Here is a 15257-nt window from a genome sequence, read left to right as displayed (position 1 = left end):
TCAATCTATGCTGTATGGTATATAGTATCGATTTTTTTCACTAACCAAACACCAATGTGATTGAACGGTCAATCAATGTGGGTCAATGGTTAATACAGTGATTTTAGACTTGAGTAAGCCCTTCTACTCACTTGTACAGGTTCGTCCATACCTTCCAAAACGACTTTATGTACGCCAGCTGTACTTTCTAACTTAACGATACTGGTTTTCTTAACAATTGTATTTCTGTGCACCTGAACAAAATGCGTCGGGTAGTCAGCAAGCAACTTTTTTAAAGGTATGTCAATAAGCGCATCGCCACTACCAAAGTATATATGTGTATATCTGTCGTCAGTTTGCGCGATGATAATATCTGCAACATTGACCCAACGTATGTCGTGTCCAACTTGAAATTGCAACTTAGCCAAAGAATTTGGAAATATGTGATTCAATAATTCAGCGAGTTGTTGTTGTGCGATGGGTTTCACTAAGTAACCGGAGGCATATACTTGATACGCCTTTAAAGCGTGTTCTGGATACGCGGTCACGTATATCAGCTTAATATCAGGATGGGCTTCTCGAAGGTGCTTGCCTAATTCAAGGCCATCCATGCCTGGCATGGAGATGTCTAACACAGCTAGATCTGGCTGATACTGCTCTGCTAGCGTGATTGCTTGTTGGCTATCAGCTGCCTCACCGACGCATTCAAAGGTATCATAGTCACCGAATAATCGTCTTACTCTGCGTCTTGCGATTGGTTCGTCATCGACTACCAGGTATTTCATTCAAAGCTCCTAACGGAAGCATCACAGTTGTGGAGAATCTAACACTTTTTTGCGATGTGTTCAAAGTTGCTTCTGAACCGAAATAGATGAGTAAGCGCCTGCGAATATTATTCAGGGCAATACCTTGCCCTGTACGAGATTTCGAATGTGCATTGTACGGGTTAGTCACATTGATCACTAATTTGTGTTCGTTTTGCCTAATACTAACCTCTATGACACCGCCCCCAACTTGTGGCTCAATACCATGCACCACCGCATTTTCGACCAGAGGCTGAATGATAAGCGCTGGGACCATGGCATTCAGGTCTACACCCTCTACCTGCCATTGCACATTTAAGCGATGCTCAAAACGATACTTTTCAATGGTTAAGTAACCACGAGTCAAGGATATTTCTTGTGCGAGGCTGTGCCTTTTACCACTGGCAAATGCAACCTGCATCAGTTTTGCCATTGTCAATGCAGCTTCTTCTGCGGCATCTGGGTTTTCATGACACAGTTCCGCAAGAGTGTTTAACGCGTTATGCAGAAAATGTGGACGTATGCGAGCTTGTAGTGCCTCTAGCTCAGCATTTGCAGCATGGGCTATGGTGTTTAAGTTATCAATATAAATCGCCATAAAATGCAATAACAAGATAACGACAAAGCCACAGATTGCACTGTTGTTTAAAACAAATTGCCAATCTATAGGAGTAACGGGAGAGAATACAGAATATTGCACCAATATACTGGTAACAAAACACACCGACTGAAATGAGAATAAAGTAATCCCAAGCTCAGTTTTAAAGTTAAGTGCAGTGATTAGCCTAGCCACTAAGGCAATAAAAGCGAGTGTGATAAATGCATTAGCGTGGGTAAATAAACTGACTAACCCCAAACTTAGCCAAAAGTCTTTGCCACTGGACAAAGTATAAATAAAGGCGACAGCTTGCGAACCTATGATCATCGCTAAGATGCCTCGTTCAGTAAGCATCGCCTTAAGTAAACCATGGTCAATTGTCGATGAATTAACCCATGGAGTCATAACTTATCTCAGTTCCACAGGCACTGCAAAAACAACGTTTTCCTCTTGACCTGGGTTTTCTACGACAGTTTCCCCACCAAGCGCTTTGAGGTGTGAAATAACTTGTTGAACTAGAACTTCTGGCGCCGAAGCACCTGCGGTAACACCCACACGATTAACGTTAGTAAACCATTCTGAAGAAATACTTTTCTCATCATCAATGAGATACGCTTGAGTCCCCATCTTGTCAGCTAGCTCACGCAGTCGGTTTGAATTTGAGCTATTTCTTGCTCCAACGACCAACAACAAGTCTACTTTATCAGCTAAGTCGCGCACTGCATCTTGACGATTCTGAGTCGCATAACAAATGTCATCTTTGCGTGGCCCATGTATTTCAGGAAATTTATCACGAAGTGCTTCAATCACATCCGCAGTGTCATCCACTGAAAGTGTTGTTTGGCTACAATAGAATAGATTGCTAGGATCTTTGACTGTTAAAGATGCAACATCTTCTGGTGTTTCTACCAAGTAAATACCGCCATCTGCATTGTCATATTGGCCCATAGTTCCTTCAACTTCAGGATGACCATGGTGGCCAATCAAAATACATTCCGTTCCTTTACGGCTTGCTCTTGTGACTTCCATATGCACTTTTGTTACCAGCGGACACGTCGCGTCAAACACTTTCAATTCTCGCCTTTTGGCTTCTTGTCTTACTTGCTGAGAAACACCATGTGCACTGAATATGACAATACTATCGTCCGGAACCTGATGAAGTTCTTCAACAAAGACGGCGCCGCGAGCACGTAACCCATCCACAACATACTTGTTGTGTACAACTTCATGGCGCACGTATATCGGCTTTTCAAAAATATCCAGCGCGCGCTCTACAATGCTGATTGCTCTGTCAACGCCAGCACAAAACCCTCGAGGGTTGGCCAGTAATATTTCCATTAGTTATGAACCTCAAGAATATCCACTTCAAACGTCACGACCTGACCAGCTAAAGGATGATTAAAATCAACAGTCACAGAGTCACCAGCAACATCTCTAATTAAGCCTGGAAGTTCCGTGCCATCAGGTTGAGTGAACGCAATAATACTCCCCACTTCAGCTGGTGTATCAGTACCAAACTTGGTTCTGTCTAAGTAATAGATGTTATCTGGATTTGGCATTCCAAAAGCATCCTCTGGCTGAAGTTCAAAGGACTTATTATCGCCCTCTTTTAACCCAAGCAAGCAGCTTTCAAAATTTTCTGTGAGGCTTCCATCTCCCATAAATAACTTTGCAGGCTTATTATTAACCTTAGTTGAGTCTGCAGCAGAGCCATCTTCCAACTTTATTGAATAGTGGAATAGCACTTCTGATTTTGGGCCTATGGCTTGTTCACTCACGCTTTTGTCTCCCGAGTATCTGTCTTATCACCAAAAAATGCATCAAATAGAAGTAAACCCGCACCGCCAACTATCGCCATGTCAGCAACGTTAAATGCTGGATAATGCCAGTCTTTATAGTAAAAATGTAAGAAATCGACAACATAGCCTAGCGTCACGCGGTCATAGAGATTGCCGATAGCTCCAGCTAAAACTAACGAGTATGCACCACACAACACCCAGTTGTTTGCACGCAAGTTTTTTAACCAGACAACTAACAGCACACTAATCGCAACAGCAATACCGCTCAAAAACCATCTTTGCCAACCGCCAGCTTCACTCAAAAAGCTAAACGCAGCGCCGTAATTGTGCATATAAGTAAAGTTAAAGAATGGTAATAACTCAATAGAATCGTAAAGCTTCATATTTGCCACGACTAGTGCTTTGGTGCCAAAGTCTACTGCGAAAAGCAGTAGACTTAACCATAACCACACTAGACCACTACGTTCGGTCAAATTGGTCACTTAATACTCCTACGCAAACTTGCGTTGCTCACCTTCACCATCGACGTTAGTAATACAACGACCACACAACTCAGGGTGCTTTTCATTGCTACCAACATCTTCACTGTGGTGCCAACAGCGCTCACACTTAGCGGCATCTGTAGCTGCGACTTTGATAAATAAGCCGTCTATTTCAGAAGCAACTGCGTCTTCTGGCTTACCTGTCACCACTTCAACATGTGCTTTTGAAGTTAATAGTACAAAACGAAGTTCATCTTCTAAACCTTGTAGCTTTTCAGCAAGTTCGCCACCAGTGTATAGCGTAACTTCAGCTTGAAGTGTTGCACCGATCACTTCTTCTTTACGTGCGTTCTCCATTACACGGTTCACTTCGTCACGTACGTTTAACAGCTCTTGCCAGAACTCGTTGTCAAACTTGCCACAAGTTGCACCATTGATACCTTCATACCATACATCAGTGAATACAAACTCACCACGTTCACCAGGTAATACTTCCCAGATCTCTTGCGCTGTAAAGCTTAAAATTGGTGCCATCCAGCGTGTCATTGCTTCTGCAATATGGTAAAGCGCAGTTTGACAAGAGCGTCTTGCATGGCTATCGCTCTTCGCGGTGTATTGTCTATCTTTGATAACATCCAAGTAGAATGACCCTAGCTCACCAGTACAGAAGTTCATCAGTTTTTGCGTAACGACCAACATTTGATAGTTGTCATACGCTTCAACGATTTCTTTCTGAAGCTCAGCAGCCTGCGCCACGATCCATCTATCAAGCTCAACCATGTCTTCAATAGCTACCGAATCTGTCTCAGGGTTGAAGCCGCTTAAGTTAGATAGTAAGTAACGGCTGGTGTTACGGATACGACGGTAACGATCAGCAGAACGTTTGAAGATCTCATCTGACACCGTCATTTCAGCTGTGTAGTCTGTTGATGCGACCCATAAACGTAAGATATCAGCACCCAGCTTATTCATGATATCTTGAGGAGAAATAACATTACCTAAAGACTTTGACATCTTGCGGCCGTTCTCATCAACGGTGAAACCATGTGTTAGAACTTGTTTATAAGGCGCATGACCATTGATAGCAACCGATGTCATCATTGAAGACATAAACCAACCACGATGTTGGTCAGAGCCCTCTAAGTATAGATCAGCTGGGCCTGTCAGCTCTTCACGCGCATCAACAACGCATGCGTGCGTCACACCAGAATCAAACCATACGTCTAATGTATCTTGTACTTTCACATATTGCTGTGCGTCAGCTTCATTTAGTAAGCTGCTCGGCTCAAGGTCATACCAAGCTTGAATACCTGATTGATCCACTAAGTCAGCCACTTTCGCTATTAGGCTTTCAGTATCTGGGTGAAGTGCACCAGTGTCTTTATCAACAAATAATGCAATTGGCACACCCCAAGTACGTTGACGTGAAATACACCAATCTGGGCGACCTTCAACCATGTTTGCGATACGATTTTCACCCCATGCAGGGATCCACTGCGTTTTCTCAATTTCTTGCATTGAGTCTTTACGAAGATCGGCTTGATCCATGCTAACAAACCACTGTGGCGTCGCACGGAAAATAATTGGTGTTTTATGTCTCCAACAATGCGGGTAGCTGTGCGTTAATGCGTGGTGATGCATTAACATGCCTTTCTCAGTCAGTAATTCAATTACGTTCGCATTTGCTTTGAATACGTGCTGACCTGCAAAAATGGGGGTATCTGGTAAGTACACACCATTAGCACCAACTGGGTTCGCGACTTCTAGACCGTATGCTTGGCCGGCAACAAAATCCTCTTGGCCGTGACCTGGCGCAGTATGAACAATACCCGTACCAGAGTCAGTAGTAACGTGCTCACCTAAAATTACTGGCACGTTGAAATCGTAGAATGGGTGTGCAACTTCAAGCTTTTCAAGCACGTCACCTTTACAGTAACCCAACACGTGGTAGTGCTTAAAGCCAAAGCGATCTAGTGCATCTTTAACCAGTTCAGAGCCAAGTACTAGACGCTGCTCTTTACCTTCATCTTCTACTTGAACAAGCGCATACTCAAGACCACCATGAACGGCTACTGCGCGGTTTGCAGGTAAAGTCCAAGGCGTCGTTGTCCAAATAACGGTACTAATAGTGCCTGAACCTGTATGACCTTCGGTCAAAGCAAATGCATTTTCAACGGCATTTGCATCTGTAAATTCAAAACGTACGTCAATTGCAGGCGATTGCTTATCTTGATATTCAACTTCTGCTTCAGCAAGTGCAGAACCACAATCAGTACACCAGTGAACTGGCTTAGCCCCTTTGTGTAAGTGACCATTTTTGATGATACGACCAAGTACGCGAATTGCATTCGCTTCAAAGTCGTAATTCATCGTCAGGTAAGGCTTATCCCAGTCACCAAATACACCTAATCGTTTAAAGTCAGTCTTCTGACCTTCAACTTGCTTACGTGCATATTCACGACATTTCTCTCTAAATTCAGCAACAGAGACTTTTTTGCCTGGTTTTCCGACTTTTTTCTCGACCATTAGTTCAATTGGAAGGCCGTGACAGTCCCAACCTGGTACGTAAGGCGCATCGAAGTCTGACAGCGTCTTAGACTTAATGATAATGTCTTTTAGAATCTTATTTACTGAATGGCCTAAGTGGATATTGCCATTCGCATAAGGAGGGCCATCGTGCAGTATAAATGGCTTTTTACCTTTCTTCGCAATGCGAATTTGACCGTATAGGTCTTGTTCATACCATTTTTTAAGCATTTTGGGTTCGCGTTGTGCCAAATTGCCACGCATCGGAAACTGTGTTTCCGGTAAATTCAAAGTATGTTTGTATTCGCTCATTTAACTTACTTTCCGTTCGGCTACCTAAATTTTAGAAAATACTGCTTTGGCTGCATCGACATCCGCGGTGATTTGCTGTGTCAAATGTGCCAATGACTCAAATTTTTGCTCATCTCGAAGCTTTTTTATCAGCTCCACTTTTATAAACTGACCGTAGATATTTTGGTCAAAATCAAACAGGTGCACCTCCAGCAACGCGCGTTTGCCGTTTAATGTAGGCTTGGTGCCAACATTCGCCACACCTTTGAAAACTTTATTTTTTATATACGCATTCACTGCAAAAACCCCTTGTACAGGGCTTACTTGCCTTTTCAGTGCGACATTTGCGGTTCGAAAACCAAGCTCACGGCCTTTTTTCCAGCCATGAATAACCCGTCCAGAAATCGCATAAGTATGACCAAGCATTTCGTGTGCTTTGTCCACATCCCCTTGTGCGAGGGCTGCACGAATTAAAGTACTACTCACTCTACTGTTTTCTTGCCGAAAGCTTTGCGTGTCCTTGACGTGCATACCAAGCTCATTACCAATTTCACTCAGCATTGAAAAATCGCCTTTACGCGCTTTTCCAAAACGGAAATCATCTCCAACAGTGAGTGCTTTCACACCTAATTTTTGGAATAAAACTTCTCGAACAAAATACTCTGCTTCCAAGTTTGAAAACTTATTATTGAAGCTAACACATATCACCCTATCTATACCTATGTCGGCCAACAGCGCAAGCTTGTCTCTTAGCCTAGTTAAACGGGCGGGAGCCTTGGATTTTATAAAAAACTCTTGTGGCTGAGGCTCGAATAACATCACGGTACTAGGCAAGTTGTATTTTTCAGCATCCGCCTTAAGTCCTTTCAATACTTCAGTATGACCCAAATGCACACCATCAAAATTACCTATGGTTAACACACAACCATAGTGGTGTGGCCGGATATTATGGATGCCCCTGATCAATTGCATACAACGCGTGCCTTTTTGCTCGAGTCTTCAAAAAGCCCGATTATACCCAAGTTACCTAGAAATGCGAGCTATGAACACGTTTCAACCGCCCTATTTCTTAATCAAGTTGCTGGATCTCTTTGATTGTCGATACTCGGACCCCAAAAATAAACATTATTGAGAAATACAGTGTCATAGCAACAGCTAACAAGCCGCCAAGAATTGTGACTTGTACTAGGGTACCCTCTCCCTGCCAAGCTACTTGCTGTGCCAACAAATAAACAGAAAAGGACATTACGATTGTCGCGACAAGTGATTTCAAAGCGAACCAGATTGTAAAACGAGAAACCTTGTAGATGTTATCATTTCGAAGTGCCACGTAGAGTAGCAACGCATTGCACGTCGCCGACAGAGAAGTCGCCAAAGCCAACCCCAAATAGCCAATAAATGGCGCCAATGCCAAATTAAATACCATATTCAACACCAAAGCTTTAATGCCAATTTTCACCGGTGTTTTGGTATCTTGCCGCGCATAAAAACCTGGGGCTAGTACTTTAATGAGCATAAAACTCACAAGTCCTACACTATATGCTGTAACACCCGCACTGACGGCAGCGACATTGTCGACTTCGGAATTAATAAACTCGCCATGCCCAAACAAAACAGAAATAATTAACGGGCTAATTACAATGAGCCCCCCCATCGCTGGGATACCCAATAACAAAACAAAGCGTACTCCCCAATCCATTGTTTTTTGGAAGTCTTCTAATTTATCATTTGCATGCAATTTGGAAAGCGTAGGTAAGATTACGGTCGCAATTGCAATACCGAATAGCCCTAACGGAAATTCAATGAGTCTGTCCGAATAGTAAAGCCATGCAATCGACCCTGTCATAAGGGCTGCGGCGATTATCGTATCGAGCAATAGGTTTATTTGACTCACTGAAACACCAAATATTGCAGGAAGCATAAGCTTGCGAACTTTCACGACATGCGGCGATCGCCACGCAAAAGTCGGTTTAGACAACATCCCCAACTTGCCCAAAAACGGCAGTTGGAATAGCAACTGCGCTAATCCGCCTATGAACACACCGATTGCTAATGCATAGGCTCCCTGTTCAAATTTGTCATGTAACAAGATAGCACAACTGATCAAGCTCACATTCAATAGTACGGGTGTGAAAGCTGCAACCGAAAAGCGATTGTAAACATTAAGGACAGCACCACAAAGCGCCACTATGGAAATAAAGAACAAATAAGGCACTGTCAATTTCAGTAAGTTACTCGCCAAAGTAAATTTGGCTGCACTTTCACCCCCTTGCAGCCAGTCGATGAACCAAGTTGTACCGAACAGGGCTGCAATCACAGGTGAGCCTATCACCCCAAAAAGAGTCACAAGCAATAAAATCGTTCCTAATGTTCCTGCCGCCTGGGCAACAAACACGCGTACCTGATCATCTCCATGCTTTTCTTTAATTTCTGATAGTACAGGGATAAAAGCTTGTGCAAATGCTCCTTCAGCAAAGAGGCGCCTAAAAAAATTAGGAATACGATTAGCAAACAAAAACACATCTGCTGCGAGCCCCGCCCCCAATAAATTCGCTACAACAGCATCACGTACCAAACCCAAAATTCGAGACAACATTGTCATCGCACTCACGATCATGCCTGACTTAAACAACCCTTTTGCCACTAAACTCACCTAACTATCAGATTAAGGGCGTCAAGTATGCCACAGACTCAACAGAACCATAATAGAAAACCGTTATTCACCCCAATCGTCTATCGGCTAAACATAACGCTAGGCTTGGGTTGACTGTTTTGCTACAATAGCGCCATTAATCGAGGGACCACAGGTTTCTTGATTCGTAGTCTGTTACCACTGTTGCCGAGGGCCTAAGGTTAAGGAGATAGTCAAAACAGACAGATAGGAACACGCAATTTTTAACTTATTTTAAATTGGGTAAAAAACCGCGTGTCTTCCGCATGAAACATTTAGGCCGGACAGGTTATTTTTTATTGACATTGGATCATAAAACAGGCATAGTCCTCGGCCTTTAAACTAAGCTTATTTTTAAAAGATTGTTAGGAGCATACCTTGGCTAACATCAAGTCTGCAAAAAAACGCGCTATCACTAGCGAAAAGCGTCGTCAGCACAACGCAAGCCGTCGTTCAATGATGCGTACTTACTTCAAAAAAGTAATCGCTGCTATTGAAGCTGGTGATAAAGAAGCTGCACAGCAAGCATTCGCTGTTGCAACTCCAATCCTTGACCGCTACGCAACTAAAGGTCTAATCCACAAGAATAAAGCTGCTCGTCATAAGAGCCGCCTAGCTGCTAAAATTAAAGCGCTATAATCTGTGGAAATGGATATAAAAAAACCGACGTAAGTCGGTTTTTTTATGCCTGTAAGACGGCAATATTTAAGCTATTTCTAATTTAGGGTAGAATTTCTTCAACATTGCAGCTATTTTCTTCGGTGAAAACGGTTTTACCACAAACCCTTTTGCTCCCCTTTCAATTGCATCTTTGACATTATCTACTGTGGAGTGTGCAGACACCATCACAACATTTATATCCGGATTTATCTGTGCCAGCTCGGCAATAAGTTCTTTACCATCTCCATCAGGTAATTCAATATCTAAAAAAACAATATCAAAATGACGTTCTTCACACGCACTTATACACTGTTTCGCTGTAGAGGCTTCTGTGACATTGTCGATTCCCAGATGCATCAATGTTTGATGCAAAAAGCTTCTAACAGTTCCTACATCATCAACAATGAGAATAGAGATTTGTTGTTCCATATCCTTTCCCGTGGGCTAGTAATTAGAAATGCGCTATCATCTATAGCATAGAACTATTATAGAGTCCTGCAACTAAAAGGCTACACCTAAGCATGGCAATTAACCCAAAAAAACAAACACTCCTGAATAAAAGCGAGTTTCAAAAGCAACAAGCAGCAAAAAAGAAAAAGCAACGTCTATCGCCACAACAAAAAATGCGCCAACAAGCACTTCAACAACAAGCTCTTCAAGCAGCAACCGCAGAGGCACCCGCTAAAAAAGGTGTTAAAAAATTGATATTTATTGGAATACTGGCCGTTATAGCCATTCTTTTCCCTAAGCCACAGCTGATCACCTACAAGAAGCTAGGATTAGTGGCGCAAAGCGTGTATTGGCCAGGTCTTCCTGGTGTAAAACCTGTCCTTTTCGACTCTGTTTTACAACCTATTCCAGCACTTGATAGGGATACACTTTATTTGTGTCAAGATGTGTCTAACCCAGACACATGTCAAAAATATGCAATTATCAAAAAAGAAGGATTCATAGCCGCAATGAAGAATCTAATTTTGGATTAAAAAAACTAATCCGAAAAGAATAAAATTACTCGTTTGTAGTGAATAAAAAAGCGGCGCATAATGGCGCCCCTTTGCAATCATTTATGGAGTTATTTTAAGATCATGACTAACGAGTTTGACTGGTTACTAAATACATTACTGCTAGTACTGGGATTTGGAGCTCTCTTCATCAATCATCGTACATTACTGCGTATAGCTGCCGTTATGGCTTGTAGTTTGCTGTTTGTATTGTTTAGTCTGGATCTTATGAATACTTCGGTGATTTCTAACTTAGGCTTAATATTGATCAACTCTTTTTATCTATTTAAAGTTTTTACAACAGAGCAATACGACGCTAACTAAGACCAAAAATTCCTCCGCCGGAACTCAAACGTTCCGGCAATAAACCATAAATAATATCTATTAAAATTTACTAAATAATTATTCACATACAACCCCCACTTAATGTGTAATTTATTTCCATACCTCTGGCGAGTAGCGAAAAAAGCAGCAATCGCATTGGTAGCTCTATTCAAATGTACCACTGTTAAGCTAGAATCGAGGAAATTGTACTGTACTGGAGAGTTATCATGGCCATGACAGATGAAGAGCTATTTTTAGCTTCCATGGGCGACGTTGTCCCGTTAGCACAAGATAATAAAGCACAACTTCAACGCCACAAAAATCAGCCTAGCGACGCACAGCTTGCTAGACGCGCTGCAGCACAAAAAGAGTTAGATTTTGACCCCAACTTTCTTTCTACGGAATATGTTGATCTTCTCGACCCTCATGACCAACTTGGTTATAAGAAAGATGGCGTTCAAGAAGGGGTCTATAAAAACCTCCGCCTTGGCAAGTATCAAATCGATGCGACCCTTGATTTACACGGCAAAACATTCGTTGAGGCACGCCAATCTCTGTTCGAGTTTGTTACCGATTGCCAAAAGCGTAACATTAGAGTTTTGTTGATCCGCCATGGTATTGGCTTAAAGAGCAAGCCTTTTCCCGCAATACTAAAAAGCTATTGTAATAAGTGGTTGCAAGAAATGCCCCAAGTCCTTGCGTTTCACTCGGCATTGACTTGCCATGGTGGCAGTGGGTCTACCTATACATTATTGAAAAAGAGTGACGAAAAGAAATTAGAAAATAGGGAAATTCACGCCAAAAGATAACGTGAAGCGCTTAAACCTAATTAAAATTGGGGCGTTCTGCCCCAATCTCATTCGCCAAGCTGTAAGAAATGCGCGATGTTACAGGTGTCAACTTGAGCAGCCTGAGCTTGATTAAACCACGCTGATACACCTAACGCGACAACTGAAATAACGACAAAAGAGAGCTTTACACCACCTTGACCGTTTTTCATTGTATTTTCCTGTTTATTATTGTTTTTTTTCTAACATACTGAAACTCACAGCACGTCTCAAGATGTTTTTTTATACAGTAATTTTGTAAACTAGAATTACTCTTACTTACATTTACTTACAAATCAAACAGTTAAATATCTCTGTCTGGCGCAAAGCCCGTAAACTAATTAATTGAGAATAATTCAAACAAAAAATCATCACGTTTCAATCATTTCGTACGGTATGTGCGCTCAATATCCTTTGCTCAAATTGACTTGATTCTCAAGAGGCGTGTCGTCCAAACATGCATGAACGTTCGCTGCAATTTGCGCAACAACAGTATCCATATTGGTTACTGCCGCCACATGCGGTGTCACGGTTACTTTCGAATGAGACCAAAAAGGATGATTGTCAGGTAAGGGCTCTGTTGAGAAAACATCTAATACAGCGCCACCAAGTTCATTATTGTCTAATGCAGCCAGTAGGTCCTGCTCAACCAAGTGCTGACCTCTTGCAACATTTATCACCACACAATTTGCCGGTAACATAGAAAACAACTGAGCGTTAAGTATACCTTTAGTCTGTTGAGTGAGTGGCAGCAAACATACTAAGTAGTCGACCTCAGACAAAAACGTCTCCAATTGTGCTTCCCCAGCATAACACGACACGTTAGGCAGTGCTTTTTGCGAGCGCGACCAGCCCCGTACTGAAAAACCATGACGAACCAATGCTTCAGCTGTCACTGTACCTAATTCCCCAAGGCCAAGTATCCCAATTTCCTTGCCTCCCAATGCACGACGAGGCTTCCAATACCCCTCATTCTGATTTGCCGCATATTCACGATGCCTTAGTTTGTGCGCAAGTACATGAGACAAGACATACTCCGCCATGTCCACACTTAACTGTTGATCGACAATTCTCGCGACAGACACACAGGGTTTTAACCTATCAAGCGCAATACCATCAACACCCGCGCCATAAGATTGAACGACTTTTAGATTGGGTAATTGCTGCCAAAGGTCATCAGGCGCATTCCACGCCAACACAAATTGTACGCGGTTTAAATCTTCACAATGTGGCCACTGCTCAATTTTAACGTCCGGTATTGCATCACTCAGCTTCGCCATTAATTTATCATTGTTTCTTCCAGTCACACAAACCAGTACCGACATACAGTTGTTCTCCTCAATTAATCTTTTCGCGGCTATTATAACGCTGCCTGTGTTTTAGAGGATACCCAGAACATTAAAAACGTATCACCATAAAACTGACATAAGTATGCAACATCAATGTCATAGTTGATTCTTAATCTCTATAAAAAAAGCCGTAGAGAAAATTTATGATCAGTGTCGATAAAGTGATCGAAGCCAACCTACCTCAGCTAGAAAATTCACCAAAAGTTAAAGGGCTCGTTAAAAAGGGACTTGGTTACCTTTTACACGAACAGGAATTTGTTGCATTCGCAGATACTTACCCACACTTGGAAGGGCTTGAATTTGTTGAGCAAGTTTTGGAAGAGCTTGATTTCGACGCACGATTTAAGCCTAAACAAATTGAGCATATTCCAAGTGAGGGCAGTGTTGTCATCGTCGCCAACCATCCAATTGGCTCATTGGACGCGCTGGCATTAATAAAAGTGCTGGCAAAAGCTCGCCCCGACTTAAAGGTAGTCGCAAATAGGATGCTAATGTCTATTACACCTATGCACTCTTTACTACTGCCTGTCGATAATCTTTCTAACGCAAGTAGGAAGCAAGAATTAGCAAACATCCAAAAACATCTAAAAGCAGAGGGAGCACTGCTCATCTTTCCAGCAGGAGAGGTCTCAAGGCTCAGCCCGACGGGCATCAAAGATTGCAAATGGAATAGCGGCTTTTTACGCATGGCTAAAAAGGCAAATTGTCCAATTCTGCCTATTTTTATTAAGGCCAAAAACAGTCCGCTGTTTTATGGCACATCTATGATCTATAAACCCTTGGCCAGCCTGTTATTGGTCAAGGAAATGTTCAAACAAAGACAAAAGTCTCTCGAGTTTGAAATCGGTGCGAGCATTCCCCCTACATCATATCGACTAGATAACCTAAAAGATAAAGAAGTCGTCGCATTGATACGTAAACAGCTGTATCGACTCAACAGTAAAAAGTCGCTGCCGCTCAAAACGCAAACCCCCATTGCAATGCCGGAATGTAAAAAAGAGCTTAAAAAGGCCATAGAACAATGTGAGCGACTCGGCGAAACTGCGGACGGTATGCAAATCTACCTTTACCAGTACCAAGGTAGTTCGGCCATATTTAGAGAACTTGGCCGGTTGAGGGAAATTGCATTTCGCGCAGTAGGAGAAGGCAGCGGTAAACGCAGAGACACCGATAAATATGATATGTACTATCAGCAACTAGTCCTTTGGGATGCCAAACAGCTTGAACTGGTTGGGGCATACCGTCTAGCCAGTGCCCGACAAGTGGTCAAGGAACACGGCGTTAAAGGTCTCTATACAAGTAGCCTGTTTTCTTACAAAGATGACATGCAATCGTACTTTGACCAAGGTTTAGAATTGGGAAGAAGCTTCGTACAGCCAAAATATTGGGGCAGAAAAAGCTTGGATTATCTTTGGTATGGAATTGGTGCGTTTATTAAAAGATATCCAGAACACCGCTATTTATTTGGTCCTGTCAGCCTGTCAAACTCATTGCCAGACAAAGCCAAGGCAATGCTGGTATATCATTATCAGCACTATTTTTCGCAGCTGCCTGAGCTTGCGATGCCAAACAACGAATTTAAATTAAGTCAATCGCAGCTCAGCACTTGCCAAAGCCTCTTCAGTGGTGAAGATGTAAAAGAAGACTTTGCCGAGTTAAAACACATTCTCGCCAATATGGGCGCTCAGGTACCGACGTTATTCAAACAATATACCGAGCTGTGTGAGGAAAATGGTGCAAACTTCTTAAGCTTTAGCATTGACCCAGATTTTAACAATTGTATCGATGGGCTTGTACTAGTTGACTTAACCAAACTAAAAGCTAACAAAGCCAAGCGCTATCTTGGGGAAAACATATATCAGGCTTAAGCCCCGCCAGAGATTGCCACCTCTTGTGTTGTCAGCACAAATTCAACTTGTCGCTGGCAACATAATCTTACGATAAATG

16 protein-coding genes are annotated in these 15257 nt (G+C 42.4%); 5 read left to right on the top strand and 11 right to left on the bottom strand.

What is annotated here, in order from left to right; all coding sequences use genetic code 11:
• Positions 1 to 89: 89 nt before the first annotated feature.
• The 8 genes from N480_RS06120 to murJ all read right to left on the bottom strand — a co-directional run bounded on the left by N480_RS06120 (position 90) and on the right by murJ (position 9122).
• On the bottom strand, positions 90 to 764 hold the full coding sequence (locus N480_RS06120; RefSeq protein WP_063371641.1) for a LytR/AlgR family response regulator transcription factor: 675 nt from the start codon (positions 762 to 764) through the stop codon (positions 90 to 92).
• A complete protein-coding gene (locus N480_RS06115) occupies positions 742 to 1785 on the bottom strand; it encodes a sensor histidine kinase (protein WP_063371640.1) in 1044 nt (347 codons plus the stop codon). Before N480_RS06115 ends, N480_RS06120 begins: the two co-directional genes overlap by 23 nt.
• Before the next feature lie 3 nt (positions 1786 to 1788).
• A complete protein-coding gene (gene ispH, locus N480_RS06110) occupies positions 1789 to 2718 on the bottom strand; it encodes a 4-hydroxy-3-methylbut-2-enyl diphosphate reductase (RefSeq protein WP_063371639.1) in 930 nt (309 codons plus the stop codon).
• Positions 2718 to 3158: an FKBP-type peptidyl-prolyl cis-trans isomerase gene (gene fkpB / locus N480_RS06105; RefSeq protein WP_063371638.1), complete on the bottom strand. Its 441-nt coding sequence runs from the start codon at positions 3156 to 3158 to the stop codon at positions 2718 to 2720. Before fkpB ends, ispH begins: the two co-directional genes overlap by 1 nt.
• Entirely contained in the window at positions 3155 to 3661 is a 507-nt protein-coding gene (gene lspA / locus N480_RS06100) for a signal peptidase II (RefSeq protein WP_063371637.1), read from the bottom strand. Before lspA ends, fkpB begins: the two co-directional genes overlap by 4 nt.
• A gap of 9 nt (positions 3662 to 3670) precedes the next feature.
• Positions 3671 to 6499, bottom strand: a complete 2829-nt coding sequence (ileS, locus tag N480_RS06095) for an isoleucine--tRNA ligase (RefSeq protein WP_063371636.1) — start codon at positions 6497 to 6499, stop codon at positions 3671 to 3673.
• 24 nt (positions 6500 to 6523) lie between these two features.
• A complete protein-coding gene (gene ribF, locus N480_RS06090) occupies positions 6524 to 7450 on the bottom strand; it encodes a bifunctional riboflavin kinase/FAD synthetase (protein ID WP_063371635.1) in 927 nt (308 codons plus the stop codon).
• Between the two features lie 97 nt (positions 7451 to 7547).
• Positions 7548 to 9122: a murein biosynthesis integral membrane protein MurJ gene (gene murJ / locus N480_RS06085; RefSeq protein ID WP_269200956.1), complete on the bottom strand. Its 1575-nt coding sequence runs from the start codon at positions 9120 to 9122 to the stop codon at positions 7548 to 7550.
• 405 nt (positions 9123 to 9527) lie between these two features.
• Here murJ and rpsT point away from each other — a divergent pair, with 405 nt between their 5' ends.
• Entirely contained in the window at positions 9528 to 9788 is a 261-nt protein-coding gene (gene rpsT, locus N480_RS06080; RefSeq protein WP_010382487.1) for a 30S ribosomal protein S20, read from the top strand.
• A gap of 66 nt (positions 9789 to 9854) precedes the next feature.
• Here rpsT and N480_RS06075 read toward each other — a convergent pair whose 3' ends face one another.
• Positions 9855 to 10238, bottom strand: a complete 384-nt coding sequence (locus tag N480_RS06075; protein WP_063371634.1) for a response regulator — start codon at positions 10236 to 10238, stop codon at positions 9855 to 9857.
• A gap of 92 nt (positions 10239 to 10330) precedes the next feature.
• Here N480_RS06075 and N480_RS06070 point away from each other — a divergent pair, with 92 nt between their 5' ends.
• From N480_RS06070 to smrA, 3 genes are all read left to right on the top strand, one after another.
• Positions 10331 to 10792, top strand: coding sequence for a hypothetical protein (locus N480_RS06070; protein WP_063371633.1), 462 nt, complete (start codon positions 10331 to 10333; stop codon positions 10790 to 10792).
• A gap of 102 nt (positions 10793 to 10894) precedes the next feature.
• Positions 10895 to 11134 carry a hypothetical protein gene (locus tag N480_RS06065; RefSeq protein WP_063371632.1) on the top strand — a complete coding sequence of 80 codons (240 nt, stop codon included), beginning with the start codon at positions 10895 to 10897 and terminating at the stop codon, positions 11132 to 11134.
• Positions 11135 to 11361: 227 nt separating this feature from the next.
• Complete coding sequence (gene smrA, locus N480_RS06060) at positions 11362 to 11943, top strand: DNA endonuclease SmrA (RefSeq protein WP_063371631.1); 582 nt, start codon at positions 11362 to 11364, stop codon at positions 11941 to 11943.
• 47 nt (positions 11944 to 11990) lie between these two features.
• Here the strand turns inward: smrA and N480_RS25585 are convergent, their stop codons facing one another.
• The gene (locus tag N480_RS25585; RefSeq protein ID WP_196761458.1) at positions 11991 to 12134 is read right to left on the bottom strand and encodes a hypothetical protein; all 144 of its coding nucleotides are present in this window, start codon (positions 12132 to 12134) and stop codon (positions 11991 to 11993) included.
• A 231-nt stretch (positions 12135 to 12365) separates the two neighbouring features.
• Positions 12366 to 13286, bottom strand: a complete 921-nt coding sequence (locus N480_RS06055) for a 2-hydroxyacid dehydrogenase (RefSeq protein ID WP_063371630.1) — start codon at positions 13284 to 13286, stop codon at positions 12366 to 12368.
• Positions 13287 to 13453: 167 nt separating this feature from the next.
• Between N480_RS06055 and N480_RS06050 the strand changes: the two genes are divergently transcribed.
• The gene (locus N480_RS06050; protein WP_063371629.1) at positions 13454 to 15178 is read left to right on the top strand and encodes a GNAT family N-acyltransferase; all 1725 of its coding nucleotides are present in this window, start codon (positions 13454 to 13456) and stop codon (positions 15176 to 15178) included.
• Positions 15179 to 15257 lie beyond the last annotated feature (79 nt).

This window comes from Pseudoalteromonas luteoviolacea S2607, assembly GCF_001625575.1.
GTDB classification, from domain to species: domain Bacteria; phylum Pseudomonadota; class Gammaproteobacteria; order Enterobacterales; family Alteromonadaceae; genus Pseudoalteromonas; species Pseudoalteromonas luteoviolacea_E.
Note: the sequence above shows the minus strand (reverse complement) of the source record. Positions and strands in the feature narration are given on the sequence as shown.